The sequence below is a fragment of the Streptomyces sp. NBC_01723 genome (genome assembly GCF_036246005.1).
GTDB lineage: Bacteria > Actinomycetota > Actinomycetes > Streptomycetales > Streptomycetaceae > Streptomyces.
In genome coordinates this window covers 6116676-6143409 of record NZ_CP109171.1, presented here as the reverse complement: position 1 = coordinate 6143409, position 26734 = coordinate 6116676, and the positions used below count along the sequence as shown (strand labels likewise).

Genomic DNA, 26734 nt, shown 5'->3' with positions numbered 1-26734 from the left:
ACCAAGCTGGAGTTCTTCATGCCGCACCTCTCCATGCGCCGGTCCATATCCTCAGACGGCGCCGTCGGTACCGACCGACTCCACGATCTGCAGCAGGTCGCTCTTCGCCACGGAGTCCCTGTCGAGGACGTGCTGCTGATCGCCGTCAACCTGTACGGGATCACCTCTGACCACGACCGTCACCGGGCCCGGGTCAACCTCCGCCTCGTACGCCGCCCCGACACTGCCTGGCAGATCATCGTCCCGCTGAACCAGCCGGCCAGCCCGTTCCGACTGCGTGGCGACGACTTATCGCTGAACGGCGCGGTGGTCGCGAACGTCGAGCGCATTGATGCCGACGAGGCAGTTGGAGGTTACTTCCGCAACGGTGGCCGGGCCGCGACCCTGAACCCCAATGCCCGGAGCCGGTGTGTCGGGTGCGGCTGGTGCCCGAACACCCTGGAGGCCGCCGCCGATCCGAGGATGCAGGAGGACCAGGGCCTCGATGCACTCCTGCGGGCCCTCAACGAGCAGCACCCCCGCCGCAATCTATGCGAGTTGGAGGAAGTCACCGTCTCCACCGGCTGCTTCGAGCGCGAGGACGCCGCAGTCGCGCACCTGACCGCTCTACGTCCCGCCCTGGAGCGGGCCGGCGTCACGGCTCGGATCGGCTTCCTCACCTCCGTACTGCGCAGTGACGAGGCGTTCGAGGCCATCGCCTCGAAGGTATCGCCGTTCGTACTCAGGCTGACGACCGAGCACTTCACCCGTCGCGAGGCACTGATGAAGGCGACCAAGGCCGACCTTGGGCCGGCCAAGATGCCGGACCTGCTGGCACGGGCGCGTAAGGCAGGGCTGGACACCTCGTACACGTACATCGTCGGCCTGGACCCGATGGACGACCTCGCGCACGGGGTGAACGAGCTTGCGGACGAGGTCACCGCGTTTCCGAACTTCCAAGTCTTCCAAGCACACACGGTGATCATGCAAGGGATGCGGACACCGGGCGCGGAGAGCCTGGAGTACTACCTGCAGGCGCGCACGGTGATCGAGCGGGCCATGGCATCGACCGGGCTGCGGCCGGTGGGCTGGGAGTGCTACCGGCCGCTGTGGTATTTCACCTTCGCCGGAGAGGACCTCGTCGATGGACCCCGCTGACGCGGTCATCGACCGGGTGCGGGTCGAGCGCCTCGACGAGAGCGTGGCCGGTCCGTGGAAGGCGGGCGACAGTCGGTACGCGGTAGTGGTCGAGGCCAGCGGGGAGACCGGGGTGTTTGCCCCGGTCGACGAGCTGCCCGCCGCGCTCGTCGCCACCCGGCTCGGCCAGAGCGCGCTGCGGCACCCGGTGGCCGACCACACGGGACTGCTGCGAAGGCTCCTGGCCGAACTCGGCTCGCGCGCAGAAGGGCTCGGGCGCTGGGCGGTCGGGGTGCTGGACTGCGCGGTCTGGGACCTGCACGGCCGCCTCGCCAACCTCCCTGTCGCGGCTCTGCTCAGCAACCGGCCTGCGCGGCGGGTGCCGGTCTACGCATCCTGGCTCTCCCTGGACCTGGCTGCTGCCTCGGCCGCCGACTCCGTCAAGGCGACCGCTGGCGAGGGGTTCACCTTCACCAAGTGGGCTCTACGTGGCGGCGCAGAAGCCGCGGAGATGGTGTTGCTGGCCAGACGTGCGGCAGCGTGGGCGGGGCACAGTGTGGCGGTGGACGCCCTGGGCACCTGGGGCCACCTGCGGACCATGGAGGTCGCACCTCTCCTCGACTCGGAGATGGTGCGCTGGGTGGAGGACCCGCTCGCGCGGACCGACCGGACCGCGTATACCCGGCTGCGCAGCCGGTCGGAGGGCCTTCGGGTCGCGTTCGGCGAGCGGCTGTCCCACCTGGAGGACGCCAGGGGGTTGCTGAAGGACTGCCGGCCGGAGGCGTTCACGTTCGACGTGGTGTGGTGCGGCGGCATCACCGAGGCGCGAGGCTGGCTGGGCGCCGCCCTCGACGCGAGGGTGCCGGTCCACCTGCACGGCCGGGCGTTCCTGCCCGCCGTGCACCTGGCCGCCGCCTTCCCCGACGCGGCGGGGGCGGTGGAGTACCAGGTGGTGTGGGAGCCGAGGCGGCAGCGGGCGCTGCGCGGCACGCTCCGGCCCGACGGCGGGCACGTCGTTCTCCCCGACCGGCCCGGCCTCGGGATGGAGGTGCGCCGGTAATGCCCAGGCACACCGGTGAACTGGCGGTCCACGGCCACCTGCGGCAGCGCGAAGGGAAGACGCTGCTCGTCGTGGACGAGCGGCTGAGCGGGCGCGATACCTTCCTGTCCACGACCCTGCGCCTCGAACAGCCGGTGCACCTGCCCGAAGTCGGGGTGCGGATCCTCACGTTCGACGACGTCACCGTTCTTTCTCCCCTCGCCCCGGTCCTGCCGCAGGAGCGAGCCGGCGAGGAGTGGAGCGGCACGCTGCTGATTCCGCACGGTGCCCGCCCGCCGGCGATCCCCGACGACCTCGCCCAGGCGGCTGCCGAAGCCGGCGTCGACACCGGTGGCTGGTCGCCGGCCGAGGCCCGGCACCTGCTGACCTTCCTCGGCGAGGCCGGCTCCGCATCCGTACGCACCGAGCGGATCGCCATGATCATCACGACTCTGGGAGGCCGTTCGTGAACGCGGCGCCGGTGCGGCTGGTGAGCCTCGATGTCGGGTACACCCTGGGCGAGCCGTCCGGGACGACGCTGACGCAGCGCCTGGTGGAGCTGTCCCCGCGCCCGGCACGGGAGGCGAAGCGGGTCGCCCAGCGGATCCTGCACGCCCTGGACCCGAGCACCGATAAAACGGGGCCGCAGACGGTGTGCGCCGCCCTGGGCATCGCGCCGTCCGCCTTCCCCCACGACCACCGTCCGCCCGCCTTCGCCCTGTGGCCCGGCGCGGTGGAGGCGGTGGCGCGGATCGCCCGGGTCGTGCCGGTGGTCACCCTGTCGAACGTGAGCCACTGGGACGAGCGGGAGACCGACGTCGCCGCCCTTCTCGCCCCCCACCTGCGGGCCCATCACCCTTCCTGGCGGATCGGGTTCGCCAAACCGGACCCGCGCGCCGTGGAGACTGTTTCCCGGCTGCACGACAGGGATCCCGCGGAGGTGCTGCACGTTGGCGACAGCCTCGACTACGACGTGCGCGGCGCTCTCGCCGCCGGAGCCCAGGCTTTGTGGATCACCCCGCGCCCGCCGTCGGCCGAAGCCCTGCGGCTGCTGGCCGAGCACCCCGGCCGGGTCGCGGTCGTACCGGGCCTCGCCCGCGCGGTCCGGTACATCGAGCAGACCCTCCTCCCGTCAACCCACACGATCAGGAGCACCACCTCGTGAGCAAGAGCGAGTTCGACACCACCGCCCCGTTCTACGCCACCTACCGGCCCGGCATCCCGAAAGAGGCCGTCGAGCTGCTCGCCCGGCGGGTGGCCGGCCAGGAGCACCGGGTCCTGCTGGACCTCGGGTCCGGCACCGGGCAGGTCCCCCTCGCCCTGGCCGGGGAGGTGACGGAGATCGACGTCGTCGAGCAGGACGCGGGGATGCTCGCCGAGGCGGACAAGGCGCTGGCCGGGCTGCCGGTCACCGTCCGCCTGCACAACTCCCCGGCCGAGGACTTCACCCCGTCTGCCTCCTACCGGGCCGACCTGGTCACGGTCTGCCGCGCGTTCCACTGGATGGACCAGGACGTGGTGCTGTCGCGGCTGGAGAGCATGACCGCGCCGGACGCGACCGTCGCGGTCATGGGCGACGGCAGCCTATGGACCGCGCGCACCGCGTGGACCGACGCCCTGCGAGCCCTGATCCAGGAGTACCTGGGCGAGGAGCGACGGGCCGGGGCGGGCAAGACGTACGCGGTGCACAACCGGCCGTACCGCGAGATCCTCGCCGAGTCCGCCTTCGGCCGGGTCGAGGAGCACACGATCACCGTCGAGCGGGAGTGGAGCACCGACATGGTGATCGGCTACCTGTACTCGACGTCCTTCGCCGCCCGGCCGCTGTTCGGCGAGCAGGTCGATGACTTCGAGCGCCGTGCCCGGGCTCTGCTCGACGAGCACACCGCCGCCGGCGGGCTGACCGAGCACGCCTCCTTCCAGGTCGTTCTCGGCCGGCGCGGCTGACCCGGGCCCCCCTCTTCGCCGGGGCGGCCACCTTCCCGCCCCAGCCCTGTCCCGTTCTTCCGGAAGGAGATCCACCGTGCCCCGACCCGAGATATGGAGCGACGACGAGCAGAGTCTGTTCGTCAACGAAGGCGTCCTCATACGCCGTGGCCTGGTCCACGGCGACGTCCTGTCCCGGGCCCGTGACCTCGTCGGCGGCTGGCTGACCGAGGCGTACGACCCCGCGTGGCTCACCGCCTACACCGAACGCAGCTTCGCCCCGGAGCTGGAAGAGCACCCCCACCTCCTCGCCCTCTATGAACACAGTGGGTTGGCGGAGCTGGCCGAGTACCTGCTGCGGCCCTCGTGCATCGCCCCGGTCACCCGGACGCAGATCCAGATCCGGCTGCCGCACGGCGCCAAGCAGCCGGTGAAGGCGATGCACGTCGACGGCGTCTCCTGCCCTCACCTGGAACCGTCCGACCTGCGCACGTTCACCTTCATCATCGGCGTCGTCCTGGACGGGAGCGCCACTGCGGACGCCGGCGCTCTGCACTACGTGCCCGGCGGGCACCACCGGATGGCCCGCTACTTCGCCACGGACTGGGTCCAGGGACAGCCGGCCCAGACCCCCGACGACATAGACGCCCAGGACGGCACCGCCTTCACCGCCGAGCCCGGCGACGTGATCGTGATGCACCACCTCGTCCCGCACCGCGTCGGCATCAACACCAGCAGCACCCCGAGGGTGATGGCGTACTTCCGTATCCAACACGCCCAGCACCCCGACCTCGCCCTGGCCGCCCTGTCGAACCCATGGCTGGAGTACCCGGCGCTCGCCGACCGCGCCCGCCTCGGCACCGCGTGAAGGGGCGGCGCACCGTGGATGTCCTCACCCCCGACCAGCTCCCCGCCGCCGCCCGGCTCCTGGCCGCCGGGCGGGTGGTTGCCGTGCCCACCCCGCGCTGGTACATGCTCTGTGCCCACGCCGCCGAACCGGCCGCCACGGACGCGGTCTTCCGCGCCAAGCAGCGCCCCACTGACAAGCCGCTACTGCTCCTGCTCGACTCTTTCATCACGGCCGAGGACCTGTTCGACCTGAGCGCCGATGCCCGCCTGCTGGCCGGCGCCCTGTGGCCGGGGGACCTCGCGCTGCGCCTTCCGTGGAAGCAGGACGCGGAGACCGTGGCGGCGGTCGGCTCCCCGGCGCTCGCCGGATGCCCCGACGGGATCCTGGGCCGCCTCGTCGCCCTGGCTGGCGAACCGCTCGCCGCCGCCGTGTGCAGCATCTCCACCCCCGCCGCCGGCGAGAGGGACCACCCGGCGCTCACCGCCGCCCAGGTCGTCGCCTTCGAGCGGACCGCGGGGGCCGGGATCGCCGCGGTCGTCGACGGTGGGATCTGCCCGCACGGGCGGCACATGACCATCGTCGACTGCCCCGCGGGTGCCCCGGCCCGCCTGGACCGGGAGGGCACCGTCCACGCCCGCGCCGTCGAAGCCGCCCTCACCCGGCAGGGAGGACCGCATGTGGGCTGACCTCGCCCGCCGCACGAACCGCCTGGTGCCCGACGCGTCGGTGGCCGCCGTCGCCGACGCGCTCGACTACCTCTGCCTCGCCCAGCTCTACCTGCGCGACAACCCGCTCCTGGCCCGACCGCTGACCCCGGCCGACATCAAGCCCCGGCCGGCCGGGCACTGGGGGGTGTGCCCGCCCGTTAACCGGATGCTCGCCGCCCTGGGACCGCTCCAGGCGGCCGTCCCCGATGGCTACGACCTGCACGTCCTGCATGGCGCCGGGCACGCCGGGCCCTCCGCCCTCGCCCACGCGTACCTCACCGGCCGACTCGGCCGCGCCCACCCCGGCCTGTCCCAGAGCGAGGCCGGACTGCGCGAACTCGTCTCCGGCTTCCCCCGGGCCGACATCGGCGGGGAGATCACCCCGATGATCCCTGACCACCTGCACACCGGAGGCCAGCTCGGGCCCGCCCTCGCGATCGGACAGGGCACCGTCCTCGACGCCCCCCACCGGCTGTCGGTGGTCCTGATCGGCGACGGGGAGTGCGAGACCGGGACGACCGCCGCCTCCTGGCTCGCCACCCGCGCGCTGCACGGTACGGGCGACCACGGCACCGTCCTGCCCGTCGTCCTGCTCAACGGCCTGCGCATGGGCGGCCCGAGCGTACTGTCCGCCCTGAGCCGCACCGAACTCACCGCCTATTTCACAGGGCTTGGCCACCGGCCCGTCTACAGCGACGGCCTCGACACCGGCCAGCTCCGCCAGGCGCTGGCCGAAGCGCTCGCCGCCGCCCAGCCCCTGGGCATCCCGGGGTCCTCCCGCGTCCTGATCCTCACCCTGGACAAGGGCCACGGCGCCCCCGCCCGCCTCGCCGGCACCCCGGCGGTCCACAAGACGCCGCTGCTCGACCCGGCCGGCGCCGGGTTCGAGGTGCTCGCCGACTGGCTGGCCTCCTACCAGCCCGCCCAGCTCCTCACCCCCGAAGGCCGGCCCCGGCCGCACCTGCTGGCCGCGCTCCCGCTACCCCGGCCCGAGCCCGGCAGCCTCCCGGCGCCGCGCGGCTGCGTCGCGGCCTCCGCCCGGGGCGCCGCCCACGCCGCCGGGCGCCCGTTCGCGCAGGCGGCCCCCGAGGTCCTGCGGACCCGCGCCGAGCAGGGACCGTTTCGCGTGTTCAGCCCCGACGAGCTGGCCTCCAACCGCCTCGACCTCACCGACGAGCACGGACGGCCGGCGCCATGGGCGGTGGAAGTTCTGAACGAGGAGCTGTGCCACGCCTGGGCCCAGGGCTACACCGAGACGGGCCGGCACGCCCTCGTCGCCACCTACGAGGCGTTCGCGCCGATCACCCTTAGCCTCATCCAGCAGCAGCTCAAGCACCGGTCCGTGCGCCGGCACGCCGGGCTCGCCCCGCTGCCCAGCCTGGTCTACCTCCTGACCAGCCTCGGCTGGCACAACACCTTCACCCACCAAAACCCCAGCCTCGCCACGGCACTTCTGGCCGGCGGTGACCCCACGCTCCACGTCCTCACCCCCGCCGACCCCGCGCGCGCCGCCGCCGCCCTCACCTTCGCCCTGCGCAAGCTCGACCGGTGCACGATCGTCGTCGCCGGCAAACACACGCACCTCCAGCACCCGCTGGAGACCGTCGACGAGGAGCTGCGGCACGGGATCGCGATCTGGCCCCACCTGACCCACCCCGGCCCTGGCGAGCCCGGCCTGATCCTCGCCTCCGCCGGCGACCTGCCCGCCGAGGCCCTGACCACCCTCGCCCGGCGGCTGCACGCCGAACGCCCCGGCCTGCGCCTGCGGTACATCCACGTCCACGACCTCACGGCCCTCGCCGAGAACGGCACCCGCCCCCTCGCCCTCGACCCGGACGCGTTCGCCCGCCACTTCGGCACCCGGGCGCCGATCATCCTGGCCACCAGCGGACACCCCGCCGACATCCACGCCCTCCTCGGCCGCCGCCATCCCGGGCCCCGGCTCACCGTCCTCGGCTACCGCGACCCCGGCCGCCCCGTCTCCCAGGAACACCTCCGCCGCCTCTGCGGCCTCGACGAAGTCGGCCTGTGGAAGCTCGCCACCACCCTCACCGACACCCCGAAGGAGACACCGGTCCCATGAGCACCCCGCTCCCGCCCGCCGCCCCCGACGCCGGCACCATCGACGCCTTCGACCGCGACGGGTACGCGGTCATCCGCGACGCGATCACCCAGGACCTCCGAGACCGACTCCTGACCGCCGCCGAGAAGCTGCTGGCCAGCAACATCACCCAGGGCCGCGACCGAGGAGGCGACGGCAAGGACGGCTTCCGCGGATGCCTCACCCTCGACCGCGCCTTCCTCCCGCTCCTCGCCAACCCGGCCGTCCTGCCCACCGTCGTCCAGCTCCTCAGCCCCAACATCCACCTGCTCTCCGCCCACCTCATCGCCCTGCCCAGCGGCCAGCCCCGCACCATCCGCATCCCCGAGCGCCACGGCTGGCATCGCGACATGTACGGCGTCACCGCCGACCTTGGCTTCCCCCACACCCCCCGAATGGCCATCAAAGCGGCCCACTACCTCACCCCCGTCACCCCCGACTGCGGGCTGACGATGTTCCTCCCCGGCAGCCACCGCCTCACCGAAGAACCCGTCGTCCCCGCCGGCGCCATCGACCCGCCCGGCGCTGTTACGCCCGACATTGCCGGAACCGACGCAGTCCTGTTCGAGAACCGGACGTGGCACACCGGAGGCATCAACTTCTCCGGCCGCCCCCGCATCGCCCTCATGCTGCAATACGGGTACCGATGGCTCCACCCCGTCGACGACCCCGCCACCGACCTACGGAAAGACCCCACCCTCACCCCGATCGAGCAGCAGCTGCTGGGAGTGCCCGACCGCCACCCGGACGGATCCCTCGCCAAGGGCAGCGGAGCCGCCTCCATCCGCTCATGGTGGGAATCCCGCCCGTGGACATCCACATCGGCTTAGCTTCTGCAACCTTCGGCGGAGCCTTAGTGACACCGGAACAACGGACGGCGGGTCTGAGAGGCGTAACGGTGCCCTCAACCACGTCCCTCCATCGGATCAGCGCGTCAGGTGGAAGACGGCTGCGGCCACGATGGTGCCGAGGATGGTGCCTGCGATCACTTGGTTGCGTGTGTGGTCGCGCAGTTCGATGCGGGACCAGCCGACGACGATGACCAAGAGAAAGCCCAGGGCCATCCACGGGCCGTAGGTCTGCACAAGCATCGCGCAGGCACCTGCGGACACGGCCTGGTGGACGGAGATCTTCCAGGCGAAGGTGATTGCGGTGAGGATCGCGAGCGTCACGAGCATCGAGACGATGAGGGCAACCATGGTGCTCGGCGCTCCCGCGACGAGCATCAGGACGATGCCGGTGGCTACGGAGAGCAGGATGACGGCCATCACGACTAGTCGTGCTGGCTTCGCTCCGACGTGTCTGTCACCCCAGTGGCCTTTGCGAATGCCGTACTTGATGAAGGTGATCGGGATGACGGCCGCGAAGAGGGCGCCGACCACTCCCCAGGCCACACCTGCCCATTGTTCGGTGTGCCAGCCGACCAGCAGCGTGACAGCAATGATCCAGTTCTTCGGCTCAAGCCAGTCTGTAATGCGGCGGGCCAGCCGCGACTCGCGGGGGCGGACATCAGTTGTCATGTGAGGAGAACCTTTCCGAAGCGCCCTGCTCGCGGGAAATGGACGACTGTTCTTGCCGGACGAATTCCGAAACCGCTGGCGAGGAGAGGTACGCGGAGGCAATAGTGCGCAACCATGACAGTTCGCTCGCTCTGTCTCGGCCAGTAACGCCGAGAGGTGGATATTCAACTCCCTGCAGTCGCTCCCCGTTTCGCGCGCTCTGGACGGCTGCGCGCAGCCAGCAGGCTTCCGCCACTGCGTCAGAGAGTTGCGCGTCGACTCCTTCTTGACGGACGAATCTCCGAGCCTTTGTGTGCATGTCGACTGACACGTACTCGCGAAGTGCCAGGCAGGCATCCTCGATCTCGATGACGCACCGCTCCAGCCGGAAGGGGACACGCCACCTGCCTACAGATGTCGCCAGCACCACATACGGGGCTGCTTCCGTGAGCTGCACCCAGAGCGGACGCAGTTTCCGCAGGGTGCTCCACGCCGCGACGTATTCCACGGCGACGGAGAGAGGAGGCAAGCAGACGCCGACTGCGACCGACAGGACGGTGGCCTGCTTGAGCGTTGTGGAGAGAAGGTTCTCCAAGGCTGGATAGCTGGTGCCGGAGGCGAGCTGAACCGTCACGAAGACGATGCGCTGGAGGGCGTACAGGCTTCCGAGCAGGGTTCCCAAGCCCAGAAATCCGAGGCCGGCCTTCCCCAGGAGAGTCCGGCTGTGGCGTACGCCGCCGAGGAACAGCCATGTCGCGACGACCATGGCGATGCCGATGTACAGCGTGAAGGCCGTCATGTAGAGGACGGGAAACAGGGCGCCACGGCCCTCCCCGAGCCTGACGGGCCCTCCTGACGTCCAGTTGGCCAGGGCGTAGAAGGCGAGCATGAGGGGCAACGTCACGCCGGCGGCCACCAGCCGGGTGCGACTTGCCAGGCCCTGCGGTCGAACGACTGCGATGACGAAGTCGAGCAGATATGCCGCCGAGGTAACGCCGAGCAGGTGCTTCAGCAGCGGCGACAGCCTGGCGTCTGCGCCGACGGCGGCATCGACTGCCTCTTTGACCTGCGGAACCTCGAACGTCATGGCAGCCGCGAGGGCCACCAAAGTCAGCGCCAGGCTTCGCTGCTTGCGAGAGTGCCGGAGGGACGGCAGTCGCCACAGAGCCACCAGCCAGAGGACGCCGGCGATGAGGGTGGATGTGCTCATGAGCGGCGGTTCCTCCGTGGGTGGACCAGGGCGTCGTCGAGCCGCGCCACGGCACCGGACCGACCGCGTTCCCGGCCCGAGTGGGCAAGATCGTGAAAGAGCTCTCCCAGGCAGGAGGCGGCCATTTCGGCGTCGTACTCGGTCTCGCTGTCGTAGCTCGTCCGGCCGAGAGCGGAGAGCACGGCAGAGGGGTCGACCCCGTCAGGGAGGACTCCCAGTAGAGACGTGACGACGCTCTCGTTGTTCCCGGCGTGCCCGAGCAGCAGGTGCGCTAGCTCGTGGCGCACGATTTGCGCACGATGCCGCTCGCTGGTAGCCGTGACGTGAAAGACGTAATCCCTGTGGTCGAACGAGAGAACCATTCCGCAGGGAGCGTTGGCCCCTCCGGTCTCAGGCAATTCGTGGAGGTACAGGGGGCGGCCACGCTTGATGGCGAGCTGCCGGCATATTTCATCCACCGCGTAGGGATCGGATATCTCGATCCCCCGCAACTGCTCCTCACACAGTCGCCTCAGCTGCGCCTCTCTGCGCGCGAAATGCCGCTTGAACATGGACGAGATCCTTGCTGTAGCCCCCGAATGAGCGCTGACCCGGCCTGCGCTAACCGGAACCCACCATTCCGCGTGGTTCGAGCGGAGCTTTGCATACGTCCCGATGGTTGCCCAAGGCGATCTTGAAGGACCATGCGCGGCATACCAGTCAAATCCACCCAGCGAGTGAGCGAGGTCACATCACTGCCCGGGCTTGTCGAGCCCTTCCCACCGTCGCGCCTGATTGATCACATCCGTGATCATCCGGAGACTGTCCGCCGAGAGGCCGTTGGCTCTAAGCGCAAGGCCGCGCACGTCACTGTCGACTACGGCTTCGATGAGTTCCATGGAGGCGCGCACCTTCTCGGCCTCCTCGGCGTCGTAGTCCGAGAAGAAGTACTGCTCTTTGACGTGGAAGTGGCCGGCCAGTCGTTCGACCGTCGTGTAGGTGGGGTTGGGCTTCGCGCCGGTCCGCAGCTGCGAGATCGCGCTCTCGGACACGGAGATCGCCCGGGCGACCTCGGCGTTGGTGTAGCGCTTGCCGGTCTCCGGGTTCGTCACGGTCTGGAACAGGTGGTTGAGCTTGTCGGCGAATGAGCGCCGAGCGTCGGCCGCGCCGCCGGGCGCCTCCGCCGGTCCGCTGGACTCCACCATCACCGACTCCTCTCATCTAGACGGCGACTCCGGACTGTACTGCAGTGTAGTTCCCAGGATCAAAGACCGAGACGCTTCACTTCAGTGTTGACAGACCGGGATCACTTTGGCGTAGGTTTTCGATCACAGCTTCACTGAAGTGTTGCGACGCCAGCAGGGTGCGGTAAGCGCTTCTTACCCGGCCGTCGTGACCTACGTACGCGCTAGGACTTGCCCATGATCGCTCCACCCCCGTCGCAGCAGCTCACGCGACTTCTACAGGGTTTAAGAACCAACTCTGGACCTTGACGCGGAGCCGTGCGTATGTTCGTCGTCCCCCGCCGGGCACACAGCCCGCACGGACGAGCACAGGAGCAATGACGTGCACAACCTCCGGGCCTCATAGGTCCCAGGACACAGCGACGGCGCCCGAGAGCTGCAACTCCCGGACGCCGGACGCTTAACGGCTGTACCGCCCCGGCAAGGGCGGAGATCGCCACCATCACCACGCTGATCCCTTCCACGGGGCGTCTCAGCGTGGCAACACCAAAGGAGATTCTTGCATGCGCTCCGCCCTGCGCAAAAGGCCCTACCGTCCGGCCTGCGCGGCAGCTAGCTCTGCCTCGGCGCCTCAGCGCCCCGAGCCGGACCGCGCCATCCTGGCCCACGCGAGCCGCCCCGCCCGCCCGCTTGCCGGGAGCGGCCGATGAGCAGCGAAGCCCGCGAGTGGGTGTGGGAGCACAGTTCCAGCCGAGGGGCCGCGCGTCTGGTCCTGCTATCGATCGCCGACCGGGTAGCCGACGATCAGTGCGTCTCCTGGGCCTCGCTGTCCAGCCTGGCCCAGCGCACCAACGCCTCGGTGTCCACGGTGCGCGAGGCCATCGAGCGTCTGCGCCTGGCCGGCGAGCTGGAACAGCTCGACGACCTGGTGGGCCCGCAGCGCAGCACGGTCTACCGCCTGCCCCTCGCCGCCGAGGCGGTCGCACAGGTCCTGCGAAAGCAGCGGGAGGAAGAGGGCGACACCACGGTGGCGGACGAGCCCGCCGCCCCTGCGAAGCTCCGGCTGTCGGCGCTGCGGCGGTACGGGATCCGCCCGCGTGAGGTGCCGGAATCCCCCGCGAGGGTCCGGAAACCGGCAGTACCGGAAACCGGCAGGTCCAGGCGGAAACCGGCACAGCGGCGTACCGGCCACCGGCACAGGGACGTACCGGCTACCGGCACACAGAACCGTAGTGAACCTGATTTGAACCGGAGGTACAGCAGTAGTGGTGGTGCTGCGGTCACCTCGGCTGCCGAGTGGCAGGTCGACTCCGCCACCCACACCTGGGCCCGCCAGCAGGGACACCTCGATCGCCTCGGCGAGCAGGGCCTGCAGGCTGCCGATGCGAAGTGGCGTGCCCACCGGGCTGGCCATGCTCCGAGGCCAGCGGAAGCCTGGGCTGCCGACTGGCGAGCCTGGATCACCCGGGAGCACGCCCCCAGCCGCCCGAACCTCTACGCCGTGCCCGGCCAGCACACCGCCGCGCCCGGTGGCATGACGCGGGCCGAGAAGCACACCGCCGCCCTTCTCGCCGCCCTGGACGAGCCGACCGGAACGGAGGGCTGACCGTGGACCGCCGCGAAATCGCCGCCCTGCTGGCCTACATCGGCAGGCTCGACCCCCGCAGCATCCGCACCGACGAGGGCGAGGCCCGCGACCAGCTCGCCCAGTGGCACGAGCTGCTCGGTGACGTGCCGATGGCCACCCCGCACGGTTGGGACGCCCGCGTCGCTGCCCGCCAGCACTACCGCGCCTCGCCGTACCAGATCCAACCCGCCGATGTGGTCCGCCCCTGGGAGAGCTACCGGCGCAACCGGCTGGCTCTCCACTGCGACCCCACACCGTCGGCGGACCCGGACGACCAGGCCGCCTGGACCGCCGAGCTGGTCGGCACCCGCCACGCCGTCGCCACCGGCATGGCGCAGCCCGCACAGGCCCGGGCCATCACCAGCAGCCAGGAGGGGATCAACCCGAGGCTGCAGGCTCGGCTGGACCAGATCGGCTCCTGCATACCGCCCACCGCCCGAGCCGCCCTCGCACCATTCCGGCCCGCCCGGGCAGCACGCGAAGCCGCCGTCGCGCAAGGACTGCCCGACGCCCTGAGCGTGCGATGCGAGTGGTGCCTGGCCCCGGTCGGCGAGCCATGCCGACGCCGCCGGATCGGCCCCAACGACGGAGTGCGCGCCATCACGCCGCGCGCCACCCCGCACCCCGGCCGCTACGACCTCGCCGCCGCCCAGCAGGCCCAGCACACCGAGCAGGCCCAGCATCCCGCCCTGGCCTGACCGGCGACTCCGGCGCGTGCATCCCGTCCGCTGCACCGCCCCAAGATCACCGTCCCGCACCGGCTGCGGCGCACGCCCACGCGCCGCAGCCGGCACCCGACGCCGCACCCGCCGAGCACCGCCCTAGCCAGCAAGCCGGTGCGGCAGCACATCGGAGACTCGCCTTGCGCCACATCACCACCCACGACGCGCCGGCCACCGGCCTGCGCGGCATCGCAGACACCAGCTGGCACGTCCGCGGAGCGTGCCACGGCATGGACGTCGAGGACGCCGACGCCGTGTTCTTCCCCGGCCCCCGGGATCACGAGGAGATCGCGGAGGCGAAGGAGCTGTGCGGCTGGTGCCCCGTCCGCCGCGCGTGCCTGGACTTCGCCCTGGAGAACGTCCTCAAAGAGGGCGTCTGGGGCGGGCTCACCGAAGCCGAGCGACGCCCGCTGCACGACAACCTGCACCGCCGCATGGACTACCAGCGTGTGACCGCCTTCTTCCATGGACGCGACGTGCACCTGACGGAAGCCGAGCGCCAGGTGGCCATCGACCACGCCTACGTCCGGGGCTGGCAGCCCGACCGGCTCGCCGCCGCCCTGCAGATCAGCCACAAGCACGCCCGCGACCTGCTCCGGCAAGCAGCCAACAAGGTCTTCGACCGCGACCGCACCTACGGCGTGCCCCGCTCCAAGAAGAAGCGGAAGAAGACCTCCAAGCCCAAGGGCACCCCCGCGCCCGCAACTCCCGGCACGCAGCAGCCGACAGGCCGCCCGGCAGCGTCGACCCCGGCGCACGCCCCTCTCGGAAAGGCAGCATGACCCACCCTGTCCTCGCCTTCGGTGCTCCTTCGGACCTCCCTCTCCTCCTCGCCGCCGTCGTGCCAGCCGCCCTCGCCCTCGTGCTGACCGCCTGGGCCATCCGGCGCCGGGGAACCCGCTCGCAGAAACGTCTCGGCGGCCCAGCGGTCAAGGTCGCCGCCGTCGCCGCCCTGGGCTGCACCGCCTACAGCGCCGACACCAGCTGGCGCTTCGCCGCCGACTACCTGGACATGGCCGGCACCGCCGAGCGCGCCGGCATGTTCGCCGCCGCCGAACTCGCCCTGTTCGCCACCGCGCTGATGGCACGGCAGAACCTCGCCGTCCAGGGCGCTCCCGGCCTGCCGGGCACGCTGGTCTGGGTGATCACCACAGTGCAGGTGATCCCCGCCTACGCAGAGAGCGGCCCCATCGGCGGCACGGTCCGCGCCTTCGTCGGACCGGTCATGGCGGCGATGCTGTGGCACCTGGCCATGGGCATCGAACTGCGCCTGCGCACCCCGGGTGCAGCCTCGCACGGACTGATCGCCGTCCTGGGCCGGGAGGCACGCGAGCGGCTGCTGTCCCGCCTGGGCATCGCCGCGCGGGACCGCGACGCCGCACAGATCACCCGGGACCGGGCCACCGCCCGTGCGGTCACCCTCGCCGCCCGCCTCGCCGAGCGCACACCCGAGCAGCAGCGGAACCGTCGCGGCCGGCGGCTGACGCGACGCCTGTCAAAGGCGGTCGGCAGGGCCTCGGTCGGCACCGACCCCCTCCAGCGGGCGCAGCTGCTCGACCAACTCGCCGCCCGGCGACACGCACTCGCGCTCGCCACGGTCCCGCTCCCCTCTCCCTGGTCCCCGGCGCACAGCAGCGCATCGGCGGCCACGGTCCCCGCACAACCGACATCGAATGTGCCAGTCCCCGTGCCCGGTCCTGACGGTTCCGACGAGCCGGTCCGGGACCGAGGATCGAGGACTTCTCGGGGACCGGTTCCCGAGGAGGCGGACCGGGAAGCCGAGGCCGGGGCGGGGACCAAAGGCGACGCAACGGGAACGGCCGCGGGGAGCAAGCCCTGTGAAGACGGTGCGGTCCCGGGGACCGAACTCGCCGGTCCGGAATCCGCAGCGCGGAACGCGGCGGCCGTGAGGACCGACCGCCACACGCGAGAAGTAGCAGCTCAGGACGCGGATTCTCACCGGGGACCGGGCATCGCAAAGTCGGGGACCGAGACCACCCAGGACCGGGGACCGACCGCCCCACCGTCCGGGACCGAGACCACCCAGGACCGGGGACCGACCGCCCCACCGTCCGGGACCGAGACCACCCAGGACCGGGGACCGACCGCCCCACCGTCCGGGACCGAGACCACCCAGGACCGAGGACCGACCGCCCCACCGTCCGGGACCGAGACCACCCAGGACCGAGGTCACAAGGTCCCGCTTCGCCGGAAGCCGACCAGGACGTCCCGGACGAAGAACAAGGACAAGCGTGCCCGGTCCCGCTCTCCGCAGACGGAGCGCCAGGCACGCGAGCTGGGTGAATCCGAGCGCCAGCTTGTCCGTGAGGTGCGCCCCCATGTTCCCGCCCTGCTCGAACGGGACGGCAACGGAGCGATCACCCGAGTGCAGCTGCGCGAAATCATCCGCCGCCAGGGTCTGACGGGAGTCGGTAACGACCGACTCGGCCTGGTCCTCCAGGAGCTGCGGAACGAGGACATCACGACGACGAGGAGCACCGCCCGATGAAGACCTGCCACCAGTTCAAGACGGTCCGTGCGGAGTACGAGCGAGAGATCGGATTCATGCTCGCTCACTCCGAGCGGCATGCGGGCAGGCCGGCGGCGAAGTCCAGTGCGAAGCAGGCTGCCTCGGCGAAACAGCGGATGGCCCGCGCGCTCAACAGTCACGTCGGGCGCTGCCCCGAGTGCGGTTGAACCGGCAAAGCCCCAGCTCAAGGACCGTATCCGTAAAGGTGGCCCGGCTGAAGCCGGGCCACCGCCCCTCTTAGGAGGTACGCCATGATTCCTCGTCCCCCTCGCTTTTCCGGGCCCACCACTGCCGAGGCCGATGCCTGGGCGGAGGTCCTCGTCCGCCGGCAACTCCTCCACGCCGTCGTCCTCACGCCGACCGGGCAGTGGCTCGTCCAAAACCGTCCCAACAAACCGGTCCGCGTCCTTGCCAGCCCAGCCGATGTCCTCGCGCTGGCCGCCACCATCCAGCAACGCACCCGCTCTACGAGGCCCGAATCCCGATGACGAACGCACCCAAGAACGGCACCACCCCGGAACCTGATCCCGGCTCCAACTCGGTCTCGGGGCGAGCAAGTTATCCCCTTGGATACTCCGCCTTGAGCGGAGTATCCAAGGGTTCCCCCGCCCCTGGGGGGACGGGGCTCGTCCGGCGCCGGGGGACGCCAGACGAGGAGGCTGCGACCGGGGGCGGATCGCAGCCAGGAGGGGCACAGGACATACGAGAGCAGCCGCGTACGCGCCGGCGCAAGTACCAGCGTCGCCAGCGTCCGCATGTCCGCAACACCCGCTTCAGTGATGACGAACTCATCCTCGTGACCGCCGGCGCGAAGGCTGCCGGCCTCACCCTCGCCGGATTCCTCGCGCGTGCTGCTCTCTCTGCCGCCCGTGACCTTGAACGGACCGCAAGTGCCGTCGCGGACGAGCGTGAGGTAATCGCCGAATTCTTCGCCGCCCGCCGCCACCTCGGCTACATCGGCAACAACTTGAACCAGATCGCCCGAGCAGTCAACGCCGGAGCACACCCGGGCGAACTCGACGTGGTCATCGCGGCCACCGACCGCGCGATCCAGCGTGTCCATCACGCCACCGACCAGCTCCTCCACCAGGACCAGGACTCATCAGCTCCATGATCCCCAGGATCCAGAAGCGCGGACAGCGCACCATCGGCCTCCTCTACTACCTCTACGGACCAGGCAAGTTCGAGGAGCACACCGACCCCCACCTCGTCGCCTCCTGGGACCACAACGCCCCCGACCCCGGCCGCGACACCACCGCGACCCTCAAGCAGCTCCAGCAGCTCCTGGACCAGCCCGTCGAGAACATCGACCCCTCCCAGCGCCCGAAGAAGCACGTGTGGCATCTGTCCGTGCGCAACGGCAGCGAGGACCGGATCCTCTCGGACGCAGAATGGGGCGACGTGGCCCGCCGGATGGTCGCCGCGGCAGGGATCGACAACCCCGAGGAAGGAGCGGGCTGCCGGTGGGCTGCCGTGCGTCACGCCGACGACCACATCCACATCGTCGCCACTCTGGTCCGCGAAGACGGATACAAACCCGACCTCGACAACGACGCCAACCGTGTGCAGGCCCAGGCCCGGGCGCTCGAAGCGGAACTGGGCCTGCGGCGCCTCAACAAGGGAGACGGCACCGCAGCGAAGCGGCCCACCAGCGCCGAACGCCACAAGGCGAAGCGGCAGGGCCGCGAGCGCACCGCCCGCGAGGAACTGCGCGAAACCGTACGACGCGCGGTGAGCGGAGCGCGGAGCGACGAGGAGTTCTTCGACCGGCTCGCCGCCGCCGGCCTCCTGATCCGCAAGCGCGCCGCTCCCTCCGGTGACCTGCTCGGATACAAGGTCGCCCTGCCCGACGACCTGAACAAGGACGGCGAGCCGGTGTTCTACCCCGGCGCACGCCTGGCTCCCGACCTGTCCTTGCCTCGCATCCGCGAGCGGTGGTCCGGTGATGCGCAGGATGTCCCTGCGGCCCGGCGAGAGGAAGCAATTCGTACGGGGCCGGGCAGTCCGGCCTCCGCGCGCCGCGGAACGGCATCGGCCGTGTGGCAGGCCGTGCTCGTCGTCGAACACGGCGAGGACGGGGTCGCCGCCGCCCACATCGCCGCGGTCGGCGAGGTCCTGGACGCCCTCGCGAAGACGTCCGCCGCCCACACACGCCGCGAACTGCGCGACGCTGCAACGGCTTTCGAACGGGCCTCGCGCTCTCACGTCCGCGCCGTACGCGGGCACGATCACGCCCTGCGACAGGCCGCCCGCGACCTCGACCAGGGCGGTCCGGCCCTTGGCCGGAGTGAGGACGGAGCCACCACGGCAATGGCGATCGACATGCTGTTCTTCCTGATCACCGCCACCGCGCACTGGCACGCCAGGAAGGGCCACGCCCAGCAGGCAGAAGCCGCCGCCCGAGCAGCCGAGCACCTGAGCGCCGCCTACCGGGCCGCCTCTGCCCAGCCGCTCGGTGTGCTCTACCAGCGTGGTCGGCGTCTGAGCCGACCGATGCTCCAGCGTCAGACCGTGCTGCTGCGCGAGGCGCTGCCGGAGCTGGCCGAGCAGATCCTTGCCGAACCCGGCTGGTACGCCCTGGCTGCAACCATTGCGGAAGCCGAAGCCGCCGGCCACGACCCGGCCGCTCTCCTGTCCGACGTTGCCGCTCGGCGCGAACTGGGCACCGCGGACTCCGTCAGCGACGTGCTCGTGTGGCGGATGCGACGGACAGCCGATCTGCCCGCCGATGCCTCCCAGCTTCCCGAGACCAGCACCGCAGGGAACCGGTCCGTGACGCGCGGGATGGCCGCCAGACCCTCCGCGCCCGGCAGGCGGCGCAGCGGAGAGGAGACATCGCGTCAGGCGCGGTGAGCCCACCGGATGCTGGCACGCAGTCTCACCGCATCGCCGCCGTGATGATGCCGCCACGGCGACCGAAGCACGCATCGTGGCCCACGCGTCATTCGGGCAGCCGAGCGGTCGAGTGCCCCTACTGACCTGGTCGGAGGGGGCTGTGGAGTTTGTGAATTGAAACCACGGGGGGCGTGAGGCACGATCATGAAACGCGCAGGACGAGGTGCCGAGGTAGAGGAGGACGCCAGGGTGTTTCACCGGATACGCCGCAGGGCCAAGGAGCCGAGCGAAGCTCAGCGACAGTTCGCCGAACTGCACGCACAGCTGCAGGGCCAGGTCCCGCCCGGCTTCGGCGTGCCGGCGCCTGAGCCACAGTCCGTCGAACCGGCTGCCGTCGTGGACGACTTCCTCCCGCCGGAACTGCGGGTACCGAGCCACGACCAGGTCGAAGGCAAGATGATGCCGTGGAAGCAGCCTCTGGTTCTCGACGGTGAGCTGGCCGCCTGCATCGAGTGCGGCGCGTACCGGGACTGGCTCATCCTCTCCACCCGCGGTGAGATCTGGCTGCGCTGCCGGGCAGGCCACCAGCAGCGGGAGACCCGCATCGACACCGCCTGGTACAACCGGCACTCCGGGCCGGCGGACTCGACGCACGCCACGTTCGAGGACTGCCTGCGCCACCTCGGGCACTGACCACCACTCCTACGACCCCACCGGGCCCGTGGGCCCGCACTGACCACCCGTCGCCTAGCACCAAGGGGTCAGTTCCGTCATGCGCGTTCGCGTCGCCACCACCGCACTCGGCATCACCGCCGCCCTCCTCGCCCTGCCCGCCTGCTCGCCCGACACCACCGGGCCCAAGCACCAGCCCTCCTCCCGTACGGGAAAGCCGACCGAGGCCGCCCAGGAGCCGGCCGCGCTCTCCTCGGCCGCGCTCGAGTCCCTCCTGCTCGATGAGAGCGACCTCGGCAGCGGCTACCTTCCCAAGCCGGAGCGTCCGGCCCAGCACGACGACGTCACCGTCATCGGCTGCCCGGCACTGAGCGAGCTGGGCGGCGACGCGGCGACTGGCGGCACGCTCGCCTTCCCGCACAAGGCGGAGGTGGACTTCACCTACGGCGGCAGCTCCTCGGAAATCTCCGAGGAGCTGTACAGCGACAGCACGAAGAAGCTCTCCGACGGCGTCGGCCGGATCTTCGACGCTATGGCCGGCTGCCCGGCCTATCAGGTCGTCTCCGGTGGGACCCCTGTCGACGTGTCTTCGCAGAAGCTGCCCGCACCCACCGTCGGCGGTGATGAGCGGTGGAGCCTGCTCCTGACCTTCATCGCCGGGGGACGGAGCACCGTGGTCAAGCAGACCGCGATCCGCGACGGCAACCTGCTGCTGGTCGTCTCCGGCTCCCCGGCCCTCGTCGACCGCCACCTCGACAAGGCCCTTGCCAAGGCCACGGCAACGAGCTGACCTGCGCGCGTCACGCTGCTGCCTCCGACCACCGCTGGTCGGGGGCAGCAGTGCGTTATGGGCTGTGCATGGACGACCCGACCTGCCACTTCACCCGGTAAGCAAGAAAGTCCGGCACCCCCAACTGGGAGGATGCCGGACTGCGATCGTCGAGAGTGGTGCGCGGGACGTTAGATGGCCGGCGCGCGCAGGAGGCGCTCCTGGGTTGCCTCGGGCAGGACCCGCCGCAGGACCGGTGCGGTCGAGCTGAGGGAGGCGGCGAAGGCGGCGACGAGATCGTGCGGGACGCTGGCGGCGAACGAGGCCACCCACAGAAGCGGGGCGCCGAGCACGGGCTCGGCCCACGCCTGCCATCCGGCCGGTCCCGTCTCGTCGTCCTCGGCGGACAGGGCCCGCGGGTCGGCGTCCTGGATGAGGGGTGGTACCTCGCCGAGGCTGATGTGCGAGGTGAACGTCGGGTCCGTCGCCGCCGCCCGGGGTTGGTCGATGTCGCGGAACCAGCCGTGGGCGGCGACAGCGTCAAGGACCAGATCGGGTCCGGCGAGCGGCGAGGCAGGCTGGTCGCTTGCGTCGAGCGCGACGAGGAAGTCGACCACCGCCTCGCCGGGGACGTCACGGGTGAAGTAGGCCGACCACTGCGCGAGCGGGCTGCTCGCCTCGGCTCGGGCGGAGATCTGCCAGGCGATCGGCAGCCCACCCAGGTGGAACGGTTCGTCCGCCAGGCCCCACTGGGCCCAGCGCAAGGCGTCGGGGCTGATGTGCAGGACGGTGCTGCGCAGGACCTGACGGTCCTCCGGTTCCTCGTCCGGCTCCTGCCGTCCGCGGACGATCGTCAGGCTCGTCCAGCCCAGGCCGGCGAGCGCCTCGGCGACGACGTCGTAGAGGCGTCCATCGTCACCGGCCAAGTGCCGGGGGCCGACCCAGAAAGCGGGCTGGCCGCCGCGCGGGGCGGACGGGTCGGGCGGAAGGTCGGGGTACAGGGGCGCCTCCAAGGGCTCGGTGTGGGTCTAGGGTCCGTCTTCAAACGGATCTTGCCCAGAGTAGGAATGAGGCGAGATTGACCGCTGCTTCGTAGGAAGTGGCGGTCTTCTCGTATCGAGTGGCGATGCCGCGGAAGCCCTTGAGACGGTTGAAGCAGCGCTCAACGACGTTGCGGCGACGGTAGAGATGCCGGTCGAATGCCGGTGGTCGGCCGCCGTGACGTCCGCGGTTGTGACGGTGCCGTCGCTGGTCGGTCTTCTCCGGGATGGTGTGTGCGATGCCGCGTTTGCGCAGGTAGGCGCGGAAGCCGCGGGAGCTGTAGGCCTTGTCCGCGATGACCTGGTCGGGCCTGCAGCGTGGTCGTCCGACGCCGGTTCGCGGGACGTGGATGCGTTCGAGGAGCGGGCGTGCGCAGATGCTGTCGTGCCGTTGGCCGGGTGTCAGCAGGATGGCGAGGGGCCGGCCGCGGCCGTCGCAAGCGAGGTGAATTTTGGTGGTCAGTCCGCCTCGGGATCGGCCGAGGGCGTGATCGTCCGGTTCGTCCTGCCGGTGGTTCCCCTTTTCGGCCGGTGGCAGCAGCGTGCTGGTGGGCACGGACGATGGTGGAGTCGATCTGGACCAACCAGTCGATGTCGCCGGCCGCGTCCGCTTCGGCTTGGACCTGCTGAAGCGCTCGGGCGAACACGCCGTCCAGGGCGTAGCGGCGGAACCGGGTGTAGACCGTCTTCCACGGCCCGTAGCGTTCCGGCAGGTCACGCCAGGAGATACCGGTGCGGATCTTGTAGACCATCCCGTTGATGACCTGGCGGTCCGACACACGCGGACGTCCCGTGGCGGCCCGCGGTATCAGTGGAGCAAGTAACTCCCATTCCGCATCCGTGAGTTCATGGCGGCGTATCACCCCACCATGATCCACCACCTCAGTGATCTTTGAAGACGGACCCTAGTTGCCGCCGGCACGACGGCGGGGACGGCGCGGCGGTGCCTGGACGGGGCCCTGCCAGGTCAGGGCGATGGCAACCTCCGGCGGAAGGTGGCCAAGCTGTGCCTCCGGCTCGGCTCCTTCGGCGAGGTAGACGACGGCCTGGCCGGTCTCGTCGACCGACTGCAGGACCTGCGCCAGTCGGTGCGCCATCGGGAAGAACGGGTTCATGGCCTGGCGGACCGGAGCGCTCCGGTCGCATCCGGACAACAGGTCGATGAGATCGCCGACGGTCATCTCCGGGGACGTCACGGGCAGCCTCCTGGGGGGCGAGGGAAACGGGGGGCAGTGAAGCCGGGCCGGCCTACGGCATCGCCAGCGCTCATAGGGCGGGCGCTTTGTATCGGTGGCCGCGCTGTCAGAGGCGGCGTGAGGTCTCCAGCACCCTCGCCACGGTGGCGGCGACGATGTCGGCCGGTGTCTCGGTGTCGAACGACAGGTGGTAGCCGCGGACCTGGGCGGTGCCGGTGACAGCGATCTTCCACCCCTCATCGTCCGTGCCGGGTCGGCCGTGAGGGAACCAGCCGAGGTAGAACCGGCCGTCCTTGGAGCTGACGTGCACGTCCGCGCGGTCATCGACGATCAGGTGGAAGTCCTCGGCGGAGAACTGGTCCATGACCAGAGTCGGCTGACCGGGGCCGAGCTGCCACTCCCGCGGCCGCAGGGCTTCGACGGTGGTGGAGAAACCGGGGCCCGCAGGGGCTACGGTCACGAGCAATCACCTCTCTGACCTGGGGTTTCTTGCAAGGTCGTCTACGTTGACATGCCCTCGCGCCCGTTGGCCAGTCTTTCCCGGATCATTCCTGTCTGCCCCCGGCGAACTGCCGTCCGTCGACAGCTATGGGATCTCCGATTCCGTGGCCGTAACACCAGCTGCCCCGGCACACTCCCGCGCCGGGGACTACGCCGTACAGCCCGCCGGCGACCTTGTCCCGAGTCGGGACACGCGGCGTGTCCCGACTCGGGACAGGTATCCCACGATGACTTTGCTACTGGTTCCCCCAAGCGTCACCAGCCCGAGGAGGGACACCGCCCCCTCTGGGCTTCACAGGCTCTCTGGCGAGCCTGCCTCACCCGCTAGCGAGACGGATCTCGCAGCATCGGTCCGCCAGAGCCCCCCAAGGTCGGCAAGATGCTGGCGAAGGGCACCGCGCTGCTCCTCAAGGTCCTGCGAGGCGGGAGACAGAAGAAAGACATTGTCTCGGTAGGGACGGAAACCCAGGCTCTCCCACCCCTGGGCAATTTTGGCGTTCACGCGGTCCCACTCGGCTCTGGCCGTCAGCCGACGGCTGCTGAGATCGGTGATGCCGGGCGAACAGGCGACGGCCCGGCAGCCGGCCATGAGCCGGGTGATCACCTCGCAGGCAAGCACGGCCGCCAGGCCGTGCCCGCGCCATGGCGGATCCAGCGTCACGCGATTCATGACGAGCAGCGCAGAGCCGACGTACTCCAGCCGCTCGCTGACTTCGTCGGTGAAGGAACCCGTCTCGGGATCAAGGAGGACCTGCGCGGTCTCGTACAGTTCCTCCGACTCCTCCTCCATGGCCCAGTAGGCGTTGCGGCCCCGGTCGAGGTGAACCCGGTAGAACGTCATGGAGCCGACGGCTACGTCCTCGACCGAGCACGAGGAGCAATCAGCAGCCGCACACCCGCTGGAGCTGACCGGCTCGCGATGTTCACCATGAGCGCGCCGGCGGTGCAGGACGGCCACGTTCCAGCACTCCAGCGTGTCCGCCTGGGGCGTGTCCCAGAGTCCGTCGTCGTAGGAGATGCGCAGGTGCAGCTCGGAGGGGTCGCCTGGCAGCGGGGAGGGCTCGGTCACGGCCGCAGCGTAACGAGGTGTCCGCGCGTTCGTGGATAACGGAGCCCCAGCTCAGGGACGGCGTGCCCACACCCACGCCGAAGCGAGCAGGTCGTGCGCTGGGACCCGCGGTCCTTCGCCGAGCCGAAGTCTGGCTATTCCTCCCGATTCGTCCGCGGCAGCTCACCGCACGCGCGTCACGGTGACCACGGCATGCCTCGTCGTCCCCGCCAGCACCTCGACGAGCAGTCCGGACTCCGCCGCCGTGAACGACTCGCCCCCAGCCGCCCGACCTCGCCCGGCCGGGGCAACGGCCACCAGCGCCGCCGCGACCTGCGCGGCCAGCTGCGCCCCGAGCCGCTGAGACAATGCAACACGGCCGTCAGGCAACCGCACCGCCAGCGCCCGCGGCCGACCCGCCGCCCCCGTGAACCCCACCACCTCCGCGTCGATCGTCTCCGCGTGTCTGATCTTCTTCCTTAACTGCACCAACTATTGATCTTCAAGACGGTGTCTGTACCAGCGGGAGGGGCAAATCTGGGCCTGCCCAGGCTGGGCAGGACGGGGACGGACGTCGGCTCCCGACGGTTCGAGAACCGGTTGTGATGCTGCTGGCGGGTGTGGATCGCCCTCGTCGCGGGTCAGTAGGAGTGCAGTACGTAAGGAGGGACCAGGTAGGGGCCCTACATGGTGTCGACGATCAGCACGAGGCTGCCGCAGGCTCAGCTTGTTCTTCAAGGTCTGGCTGCTCCAAATCGTGCTCCCCCGCCCTGGCCGCCCATGGCTATGCTGCTGAAGGGCAAGCCCTGAGCGGATATTCGGTTGCTCGCCTGTGGGGATGGCGGATGCAATGTCCGGCATGATGACTGAGGTCCGTCCGCCGCGGCCAGATGAGATGGCTGCGTACTACCGGGCATTGCCGTTCGCGAACGGATTACCGAGCTGGGAGCCTGCGGACGCCGCGTGGCACGGTGGCCCCGAGCCGTGGCCCCCACAGCGCAGGCCTGCGAGCGCGGAGCGGCTTGAGAAGTTGGCGGCAGCCGACATCAAGGACGAGTCCTTCCACCCGATCGCGACATTCGTCGACGGCAGGTGTGTCGGTGCATCGGCGACTATCTCCTTCGAGGTGACGGTCCCCGGAGGGGGAACGGGGAGGATGGCTGGCGTCACTGCTACCGGAGTGATCGCGACGCATCGCCGGCGTGGTTACCTGCGCCAGATGATGCAGGCCATGTTCGACGCGGCCCTGCAGCGAGGCGAGCCGTTGGCGATGCTCAGCGCGAGCGAGGGCGGCATCTATGGACGGTTCGGGTTCTCGCCGGCGACCTACCGCACCCGGTGGGAGCTGGCCCGTCACGAAGCGGCCCTCCTTCCGGCGGAGCCGGACCCTGGGTCGCTGGAGCTGGTCGACGCCGCGCAGGCGAAGAAGGCCTGGCCCCCGGTGCATGCGGACGTGCGTGCACACCGGGTCGGGGAGCTGAGTCCTCTCCCCGGGCGCTGGGACGGGCTGTCCGACGAAGCGGACGGCACGAACGGACCGCTGCGCTTTCTCGCCCACCGCGACCAGCACGGCGATGTGGACGGCATCGCCAACTTCCGACTGCCGTGGTCTCCGACTGCGGATCGTGCGGGAACGCTCGTGGTGGAAGCCCTGGAGGCGACGAATGCTGTGGCCTACCGCGCGTTGTGGGGACTGTTGATCGACTTCGACCTCACCAAGAGCATCGTGGCGGCCGGTCGTCCGCGCGACGAACCCCTGCGGTGGATGCTCACGAACCCGCGGGCGATGCGCGTCACTCGCCAGACGGACAACCTCTGGGCGCGCCTTCTCGATGTCCCCCGAGCCCTGACGCAACGCTCGTATCTCACGCCCGGCGAGCTGAGGTTCACCATCGACGACGACCAGATGTGCCGGGCGAACAACAGGACGTGGCATCTGAGAGCAGATGGCCCCGTGGCGACGTGTGTTCCGACCGACGAGGCGGCGGACCTGACTATCAGGCTCTCAGCGCTCAGCTCGCTCTACTTCGGTGGCATATCGGCGCACCACCTGGCGTATGCGGGCCATATCACTCCGCACACCGACGGCGCGATCGGACAGCTTGCTCGAATGTTCTGGGCCGACCCCGAACCGCACAACTCCTTCGGCTTCTGAGCTCCGCAGAGACAATGATCCGCCCTGC

Annotated in this window: 29 protein-coding genes; 19 read left to right on the top strand and 10 right to left on the bottom strand. The window is 70.3% G+C overall.

The genetic code is table 11. The features are described 5' to 3' along the window. The first annotated feature begins 18 nt into the window (after positions 1-18). The 9 genes from OIE75_RS28520 to OIE75_RS28480 all read left to right on the top strand — a co-directional run bounded on the left by OIE75_RS28520 (position 19) and on the right by OIE75_RS28480 (position 8569). The gene (locus OIE75_RS28520; RefSeq protein WP_329472537.1) at positions 19-1137 is read left to right on the top strand and encodes a hypothetical protein; all 1119 of its coding nucleotides are present in this window, start codon (positions 19-21) and stop codon (positions 1135-1137) included. After that, on the top strand, positions 1124-2176 hold the full coding sequence (locus tag OIE75_RS28515; RefSeq protein WP_329472536.1) for an enolase C-terminal domain-like protein: 1053 nt from the start codon (positions 1124-1126) through the stop codon (positions 2174-2176). The genes OIE75_RS28520 and OIE75_RS28515 overlap by 14 nt, the downstream gene beginning before the upstream one ends. Beyond that, positions 2176-2625 carry a hypothetical protein gene (locus OIE75_RS28510; RefSeq protein WP_329472535.1) on the top strand — a complete coding sequence of 150 codons (450 nt, stop codon included), beginning with the start codon at positions 2176-2178 and terminating at the stop codon, positions 2623-2625. The genes OIE75_RS28515 and OIE75_RS28510 overlap by 1 nt, the downstream gene beginning before the upstream one ends. After that, positions 2622-3320, top strand: coding sequence for an HAD family hydrolase (locus OIE75_RS28505; protein ID WP_329472534.1), 699 nt, complete (start codon positions 2622-2624; stop codon positions 3318-3320). Before OIE75_RS28510 ends, OIE75_RS28505 begins: the two co-directional genes overlap by 4 nt. Continuing rightward, positions 3317-4102: a class I SAM-dependent methyltransferase gene (locus OIE75_RS28500; protein WP_329472533.1), complete on the top strand. Its 786-nt coding sequence runs from the start codon at positions 3317-3319 to the stop codon at positions 4100-4102. The genes OIE75_RS28505 and OIE75_RS28500 overlap by 4 nt, the downstream gene beginning before the upstream one ends. 76 nt (positions 4103-4178) lie before the next feature. Beyond that, positions 4179-4949 (top strand): phytanoyl-CoA dioxygenase family protein, encoded by a 771-nt coding sequence (locus OIE75_RS28495; RefSeq protein WP_329472532.1) that lies wholly within the window; start codon positions 4179-4181, stop codon positions 4947-4949. 14 nt (positions 4950-4963) lie between these two features. After that, positions 4964-5617 carry an L-threonylcarbamoyladenylate synthase gene (locus tag OIE75_RS28490; protein ID WP_329472531.1) on the top strand — a complete coding sequence of 218 codons (654 nt, stop codon included), beginning with the start codon at positions 4964-4966 and terminating at the stop codon, positions 5615-5617. Continuing rightward, positions 5607-7721: a phosphoketolase gene (locus tag OIE75_RS28485; RefSeq protein WP_329472530.1), complete on the top strand. Its 2115-nt coding sequence runs from the start codon at positions 5607-5609 to the stop codon at positions 7719-7721. Before OIE75_RS28490 ends, OIE75_RS28485 begins: the two co-directional genes overlap by 11 nt. Next, complete coding sequence (locus OIE75_RS28480; RefSeq protein WP_329472529.1) at positions 7718-8569, top strand: phytanoyl-CoA dioxygenase family protein; 852 nt, start codon at positions 7718-7720, stop codon at positions 8567-8569. Before OIE75_RS28485 ends, OIE75_RS28480 begins: the two co-directional genes overlap by 4 nt. Before the next feature lie 96 nt (positions 8570-8665). Here OIE75_RS28480 and OIE75_RS28475 read toward each other — a convergent pair whose 3' ends face one another. The 4 genes from OIE75_RS28475 to OIE75_RS28460 form a co-directional block, all read right to left on the bottom strand. Then, entirely contained in the window at positions 8666-9259 is a 594-nt protein-coding gene (locus OIE75_RS28475; RefSeq protein ID WP_329472528.1) for a hypothetical protein, read from the bottom strand. Next, complete coding sequence (locus OIE75_RS28470) at positions 9249-10448, bottom strand: MAB_1171c family putative transporter (RefSeq protein WP_329472527.1); 1200 nt, start codon at positions 10446-10448, stop codon at positions 9249-9251. The genes OIE75_RS28475 and OIE75_RS28470 overlap by 11 nt, the downstream gene beginning before the upstream one ends. Then, on the bottom strand, positions 10445-10999 hold the full coding sequence (locus OIE75_RS28465; RefSeq protein ID WP_329472526.1) for a secondary metabolite protein: 555 nt from the start codon (positions 10997-10999) through the stop codon (positions 10445-10447). The genes OIE75_RS28470 and OIE75_RS28465 overlap by 4 nt, the downstream gene beginning before the upstream one ends. A gap of 180 nt (positions 11000-11179) precedes the next feature. Then, on the bottom strand, positions 11180-11632 hold the full coding sequence (locus OIE75_RS28460; RefSeq protein WP_329472525.1) for a helix-turn-helix domain-containing protein: 453 nt from the start codon (positions 11630-11632) through the stop codon (positions 11180-11182). Between the two features lie 685 nt (positions 11633-12317). Between OIE75_RS28460 and OIE75_RS28455 the strand changes: the two genes are divergently transcribed. From OIE75_RS28455 to OIE75_RS28415, 9 genes are all read left to right on the top strand, one after another. Next, positions 12318-13217, top strand: coding sequence for a helix-turn-helix domain-containing protein (locus OIE75_RS28455; RefSeq protein ID WP_329472524.1), 900 nt, complete (start codon positions 12318-12320; stop codon positions 13215-13217). A 2-nt stretch (positions 13218-13219) separates the two neighbouring features. Next, positions 13220-13936, top strand: a complete 717-nt coding sequence (locus OIE75_RS28450) for a zinc finger domain-containing protein (RefSeq protein WP_329472523.1) — start codon at positions 13220-13222, stop codon at positions 13934-13936. Between the two features lie 164 nt (positions 13937-14100). Then, entirely contained in the window at positions 14101-14742 is a 642-nt protein-coding gene (locus OIE75_RS28445) for a WhiB family transcriptional regulator (RefSeq protein WP_329472522.1), read from the top strand. Next, positions 14739-16469, top strand: coding sequence for a hypothetical protein (locus OIE75_RS28440; RefSeq protein WP_329472521.1), 1731 nt, complete (start codon positions 14739-14741; stop codon positions 16467-16469). Before OIE75_RS28445 ends, OIE75_RS28440 begins: the two co-directional genes overlap by 4 nt. Continuing rightward, on the top strand, positions 16466-16657 hold the full coding sequence (locus OIE75_RS28435) for a hypothetical protein (RefSeq protein ID WP_007491133.1): 192 nt from the start codon (positions 16466-16468) through the stop codon (positions 16655-16657). Before OIE75_RS28440 ends, OIE75_RS28435 begins: the two co-directional genes overlap by 4 nt. A 317-nt stretch (positions 16658-16974) precedes the next feature. Beyond that, positions 16975-17604: a MobC family plasmid mobilization relaxosome protein gene (locus OIE75_RS41485; RefSeq protein WP_443078397.1), complete on the top strand. Its 630-nt coding sequence runs from the start codon at positions 16975-16977 to the stop codon at positions 17602-17604. Further along, the gene (locus OIE75_RS28425; RefSeq protein ID WP_329472519.1) at positions 17601-19343 is read left to right on the top strand and encodes a relaxase/mobilization nuclease domain-containing protein; all 1743 of its coding nucleotides are present in this window, start codon (positions 17601-17603) and stop codon (positions 19341-19343) included. The genes OIE75_RS41485 and OIE75_RS28425 overlap by 4 nt, the downstream gene beginning before the upstream one ends. 231 nt (positions 19344-19574) lie before the next feature. Further along, positions 19575-20018 (top strand): hypothetical protein, encoded by a 444-nt coding sequence (locus OIE75_RS28420; RefSeq protein WP_329430213.1) that lies wholly within the window; start codon positions 19575-19577, stop codon positions 20016-20018. Between the two features lie 79 nt (positions 20019-20097). After that, entirely contained in the window at positions 20098-20787 is a 690-nt protein-coding gene (locus OIE75_RS28415) for a hypothetical protein (protein ID WP_329430217.1), read from the top strand. 170 nt (positions 20788-20957) lie between these two features. Here OIE75_RS28415 and OIE75_RS28410 read toward each other — a convergent pair whose 3' ends face one another. From OIE75_RS28410 to OIE75_RS28385, 6 genes are all read right to left on the bottom strand, one after another. Continuing rightward, positions 20958-21779, bottom strand: coding sequence for a DUF317 domain-containing protein (locus OIE75_RS28410; RefSeq protein WP_052836999.1), 822 nt, complete (start codon positions 21777-21779; stop codon positions 20958-20960). 28 nt (positions 21780-21807) lie between these two features. Next, positions 21808-22666 (bottom strand): IS5 family transposase gene (locus OIE75_RS28405; RefSeq protein ID WP_329474074.1). Its coding sequence is split into 2 segments (ribosomal slippage): positions 21808-22299 and positions 22301-22666, totalling 858 coding nucleotides; the frame shifts between segments, so codons are not numbered across the junction. 45 nt (positions 22667-22711) lie between these two features. Continuing rightward, positions 22712-23002: a hypothetical protein gene (locus tag OIE75_RS28400; RefSeq protein ID WP_329472518.1), complete on the bottom strand. Its 291-nt coding sequence runs from the start codon at positions 23000-23002 to the stop codon at positions 22712-22714. A 106-nt stretch (positions 23003-23108) separates the two neighbouring features. Then, positions 23109-23462 (bottom strand): DUF317 domain-containing protein, encoded by a 354-nt coding sequence (locus tag OIE75_RS28395; protein WP_052836997.1) that lies wholly within the window; start codon positions 23460-23462, stop codon positions 23109-23111. Between the two features lie 333 nt (positions 23463-23795). Then, on the bottom strand, positions 23796-24572 hold the full coding sequence (locus OIE75_RS28390) for a hypothetical protein (RefSeq protein ID WP_329472516.1): 777 nt from the start codon (positions 24570-24572) through the stop codon (positions 23796-23798). A 162-nt stretch (positions 24573-24734) separates the two neighbouring features. Further along, positions 24735-25043 (bottom strand): hypothetical protein, encoded by a 309-nt coding sequence (locus tag OIE75_RS28385; RefSeq protein ID WP_329472514.1) that lies wholly within the window; start codon positions 25041-25043, stop codon positions 24735-24737. Between the two features lie 538 nt (positions 25044-25581). Between OIE75_RS28385 and OIE75_RS28380 the strand changes: the two genes are divergently transcribed. Next, on the top strand, positions 25582-26706 hold the full coding sequence (locus tag OIE75_RS28380; protein ID WP_329472513.1) for a GNAT family N-acetyltransferase: 1125 nt from the start codon (positions 25582-25584) through the stop codon (positions 26704-26706). Positions 26707-26734: the final 28 nt, after the last annotated feature.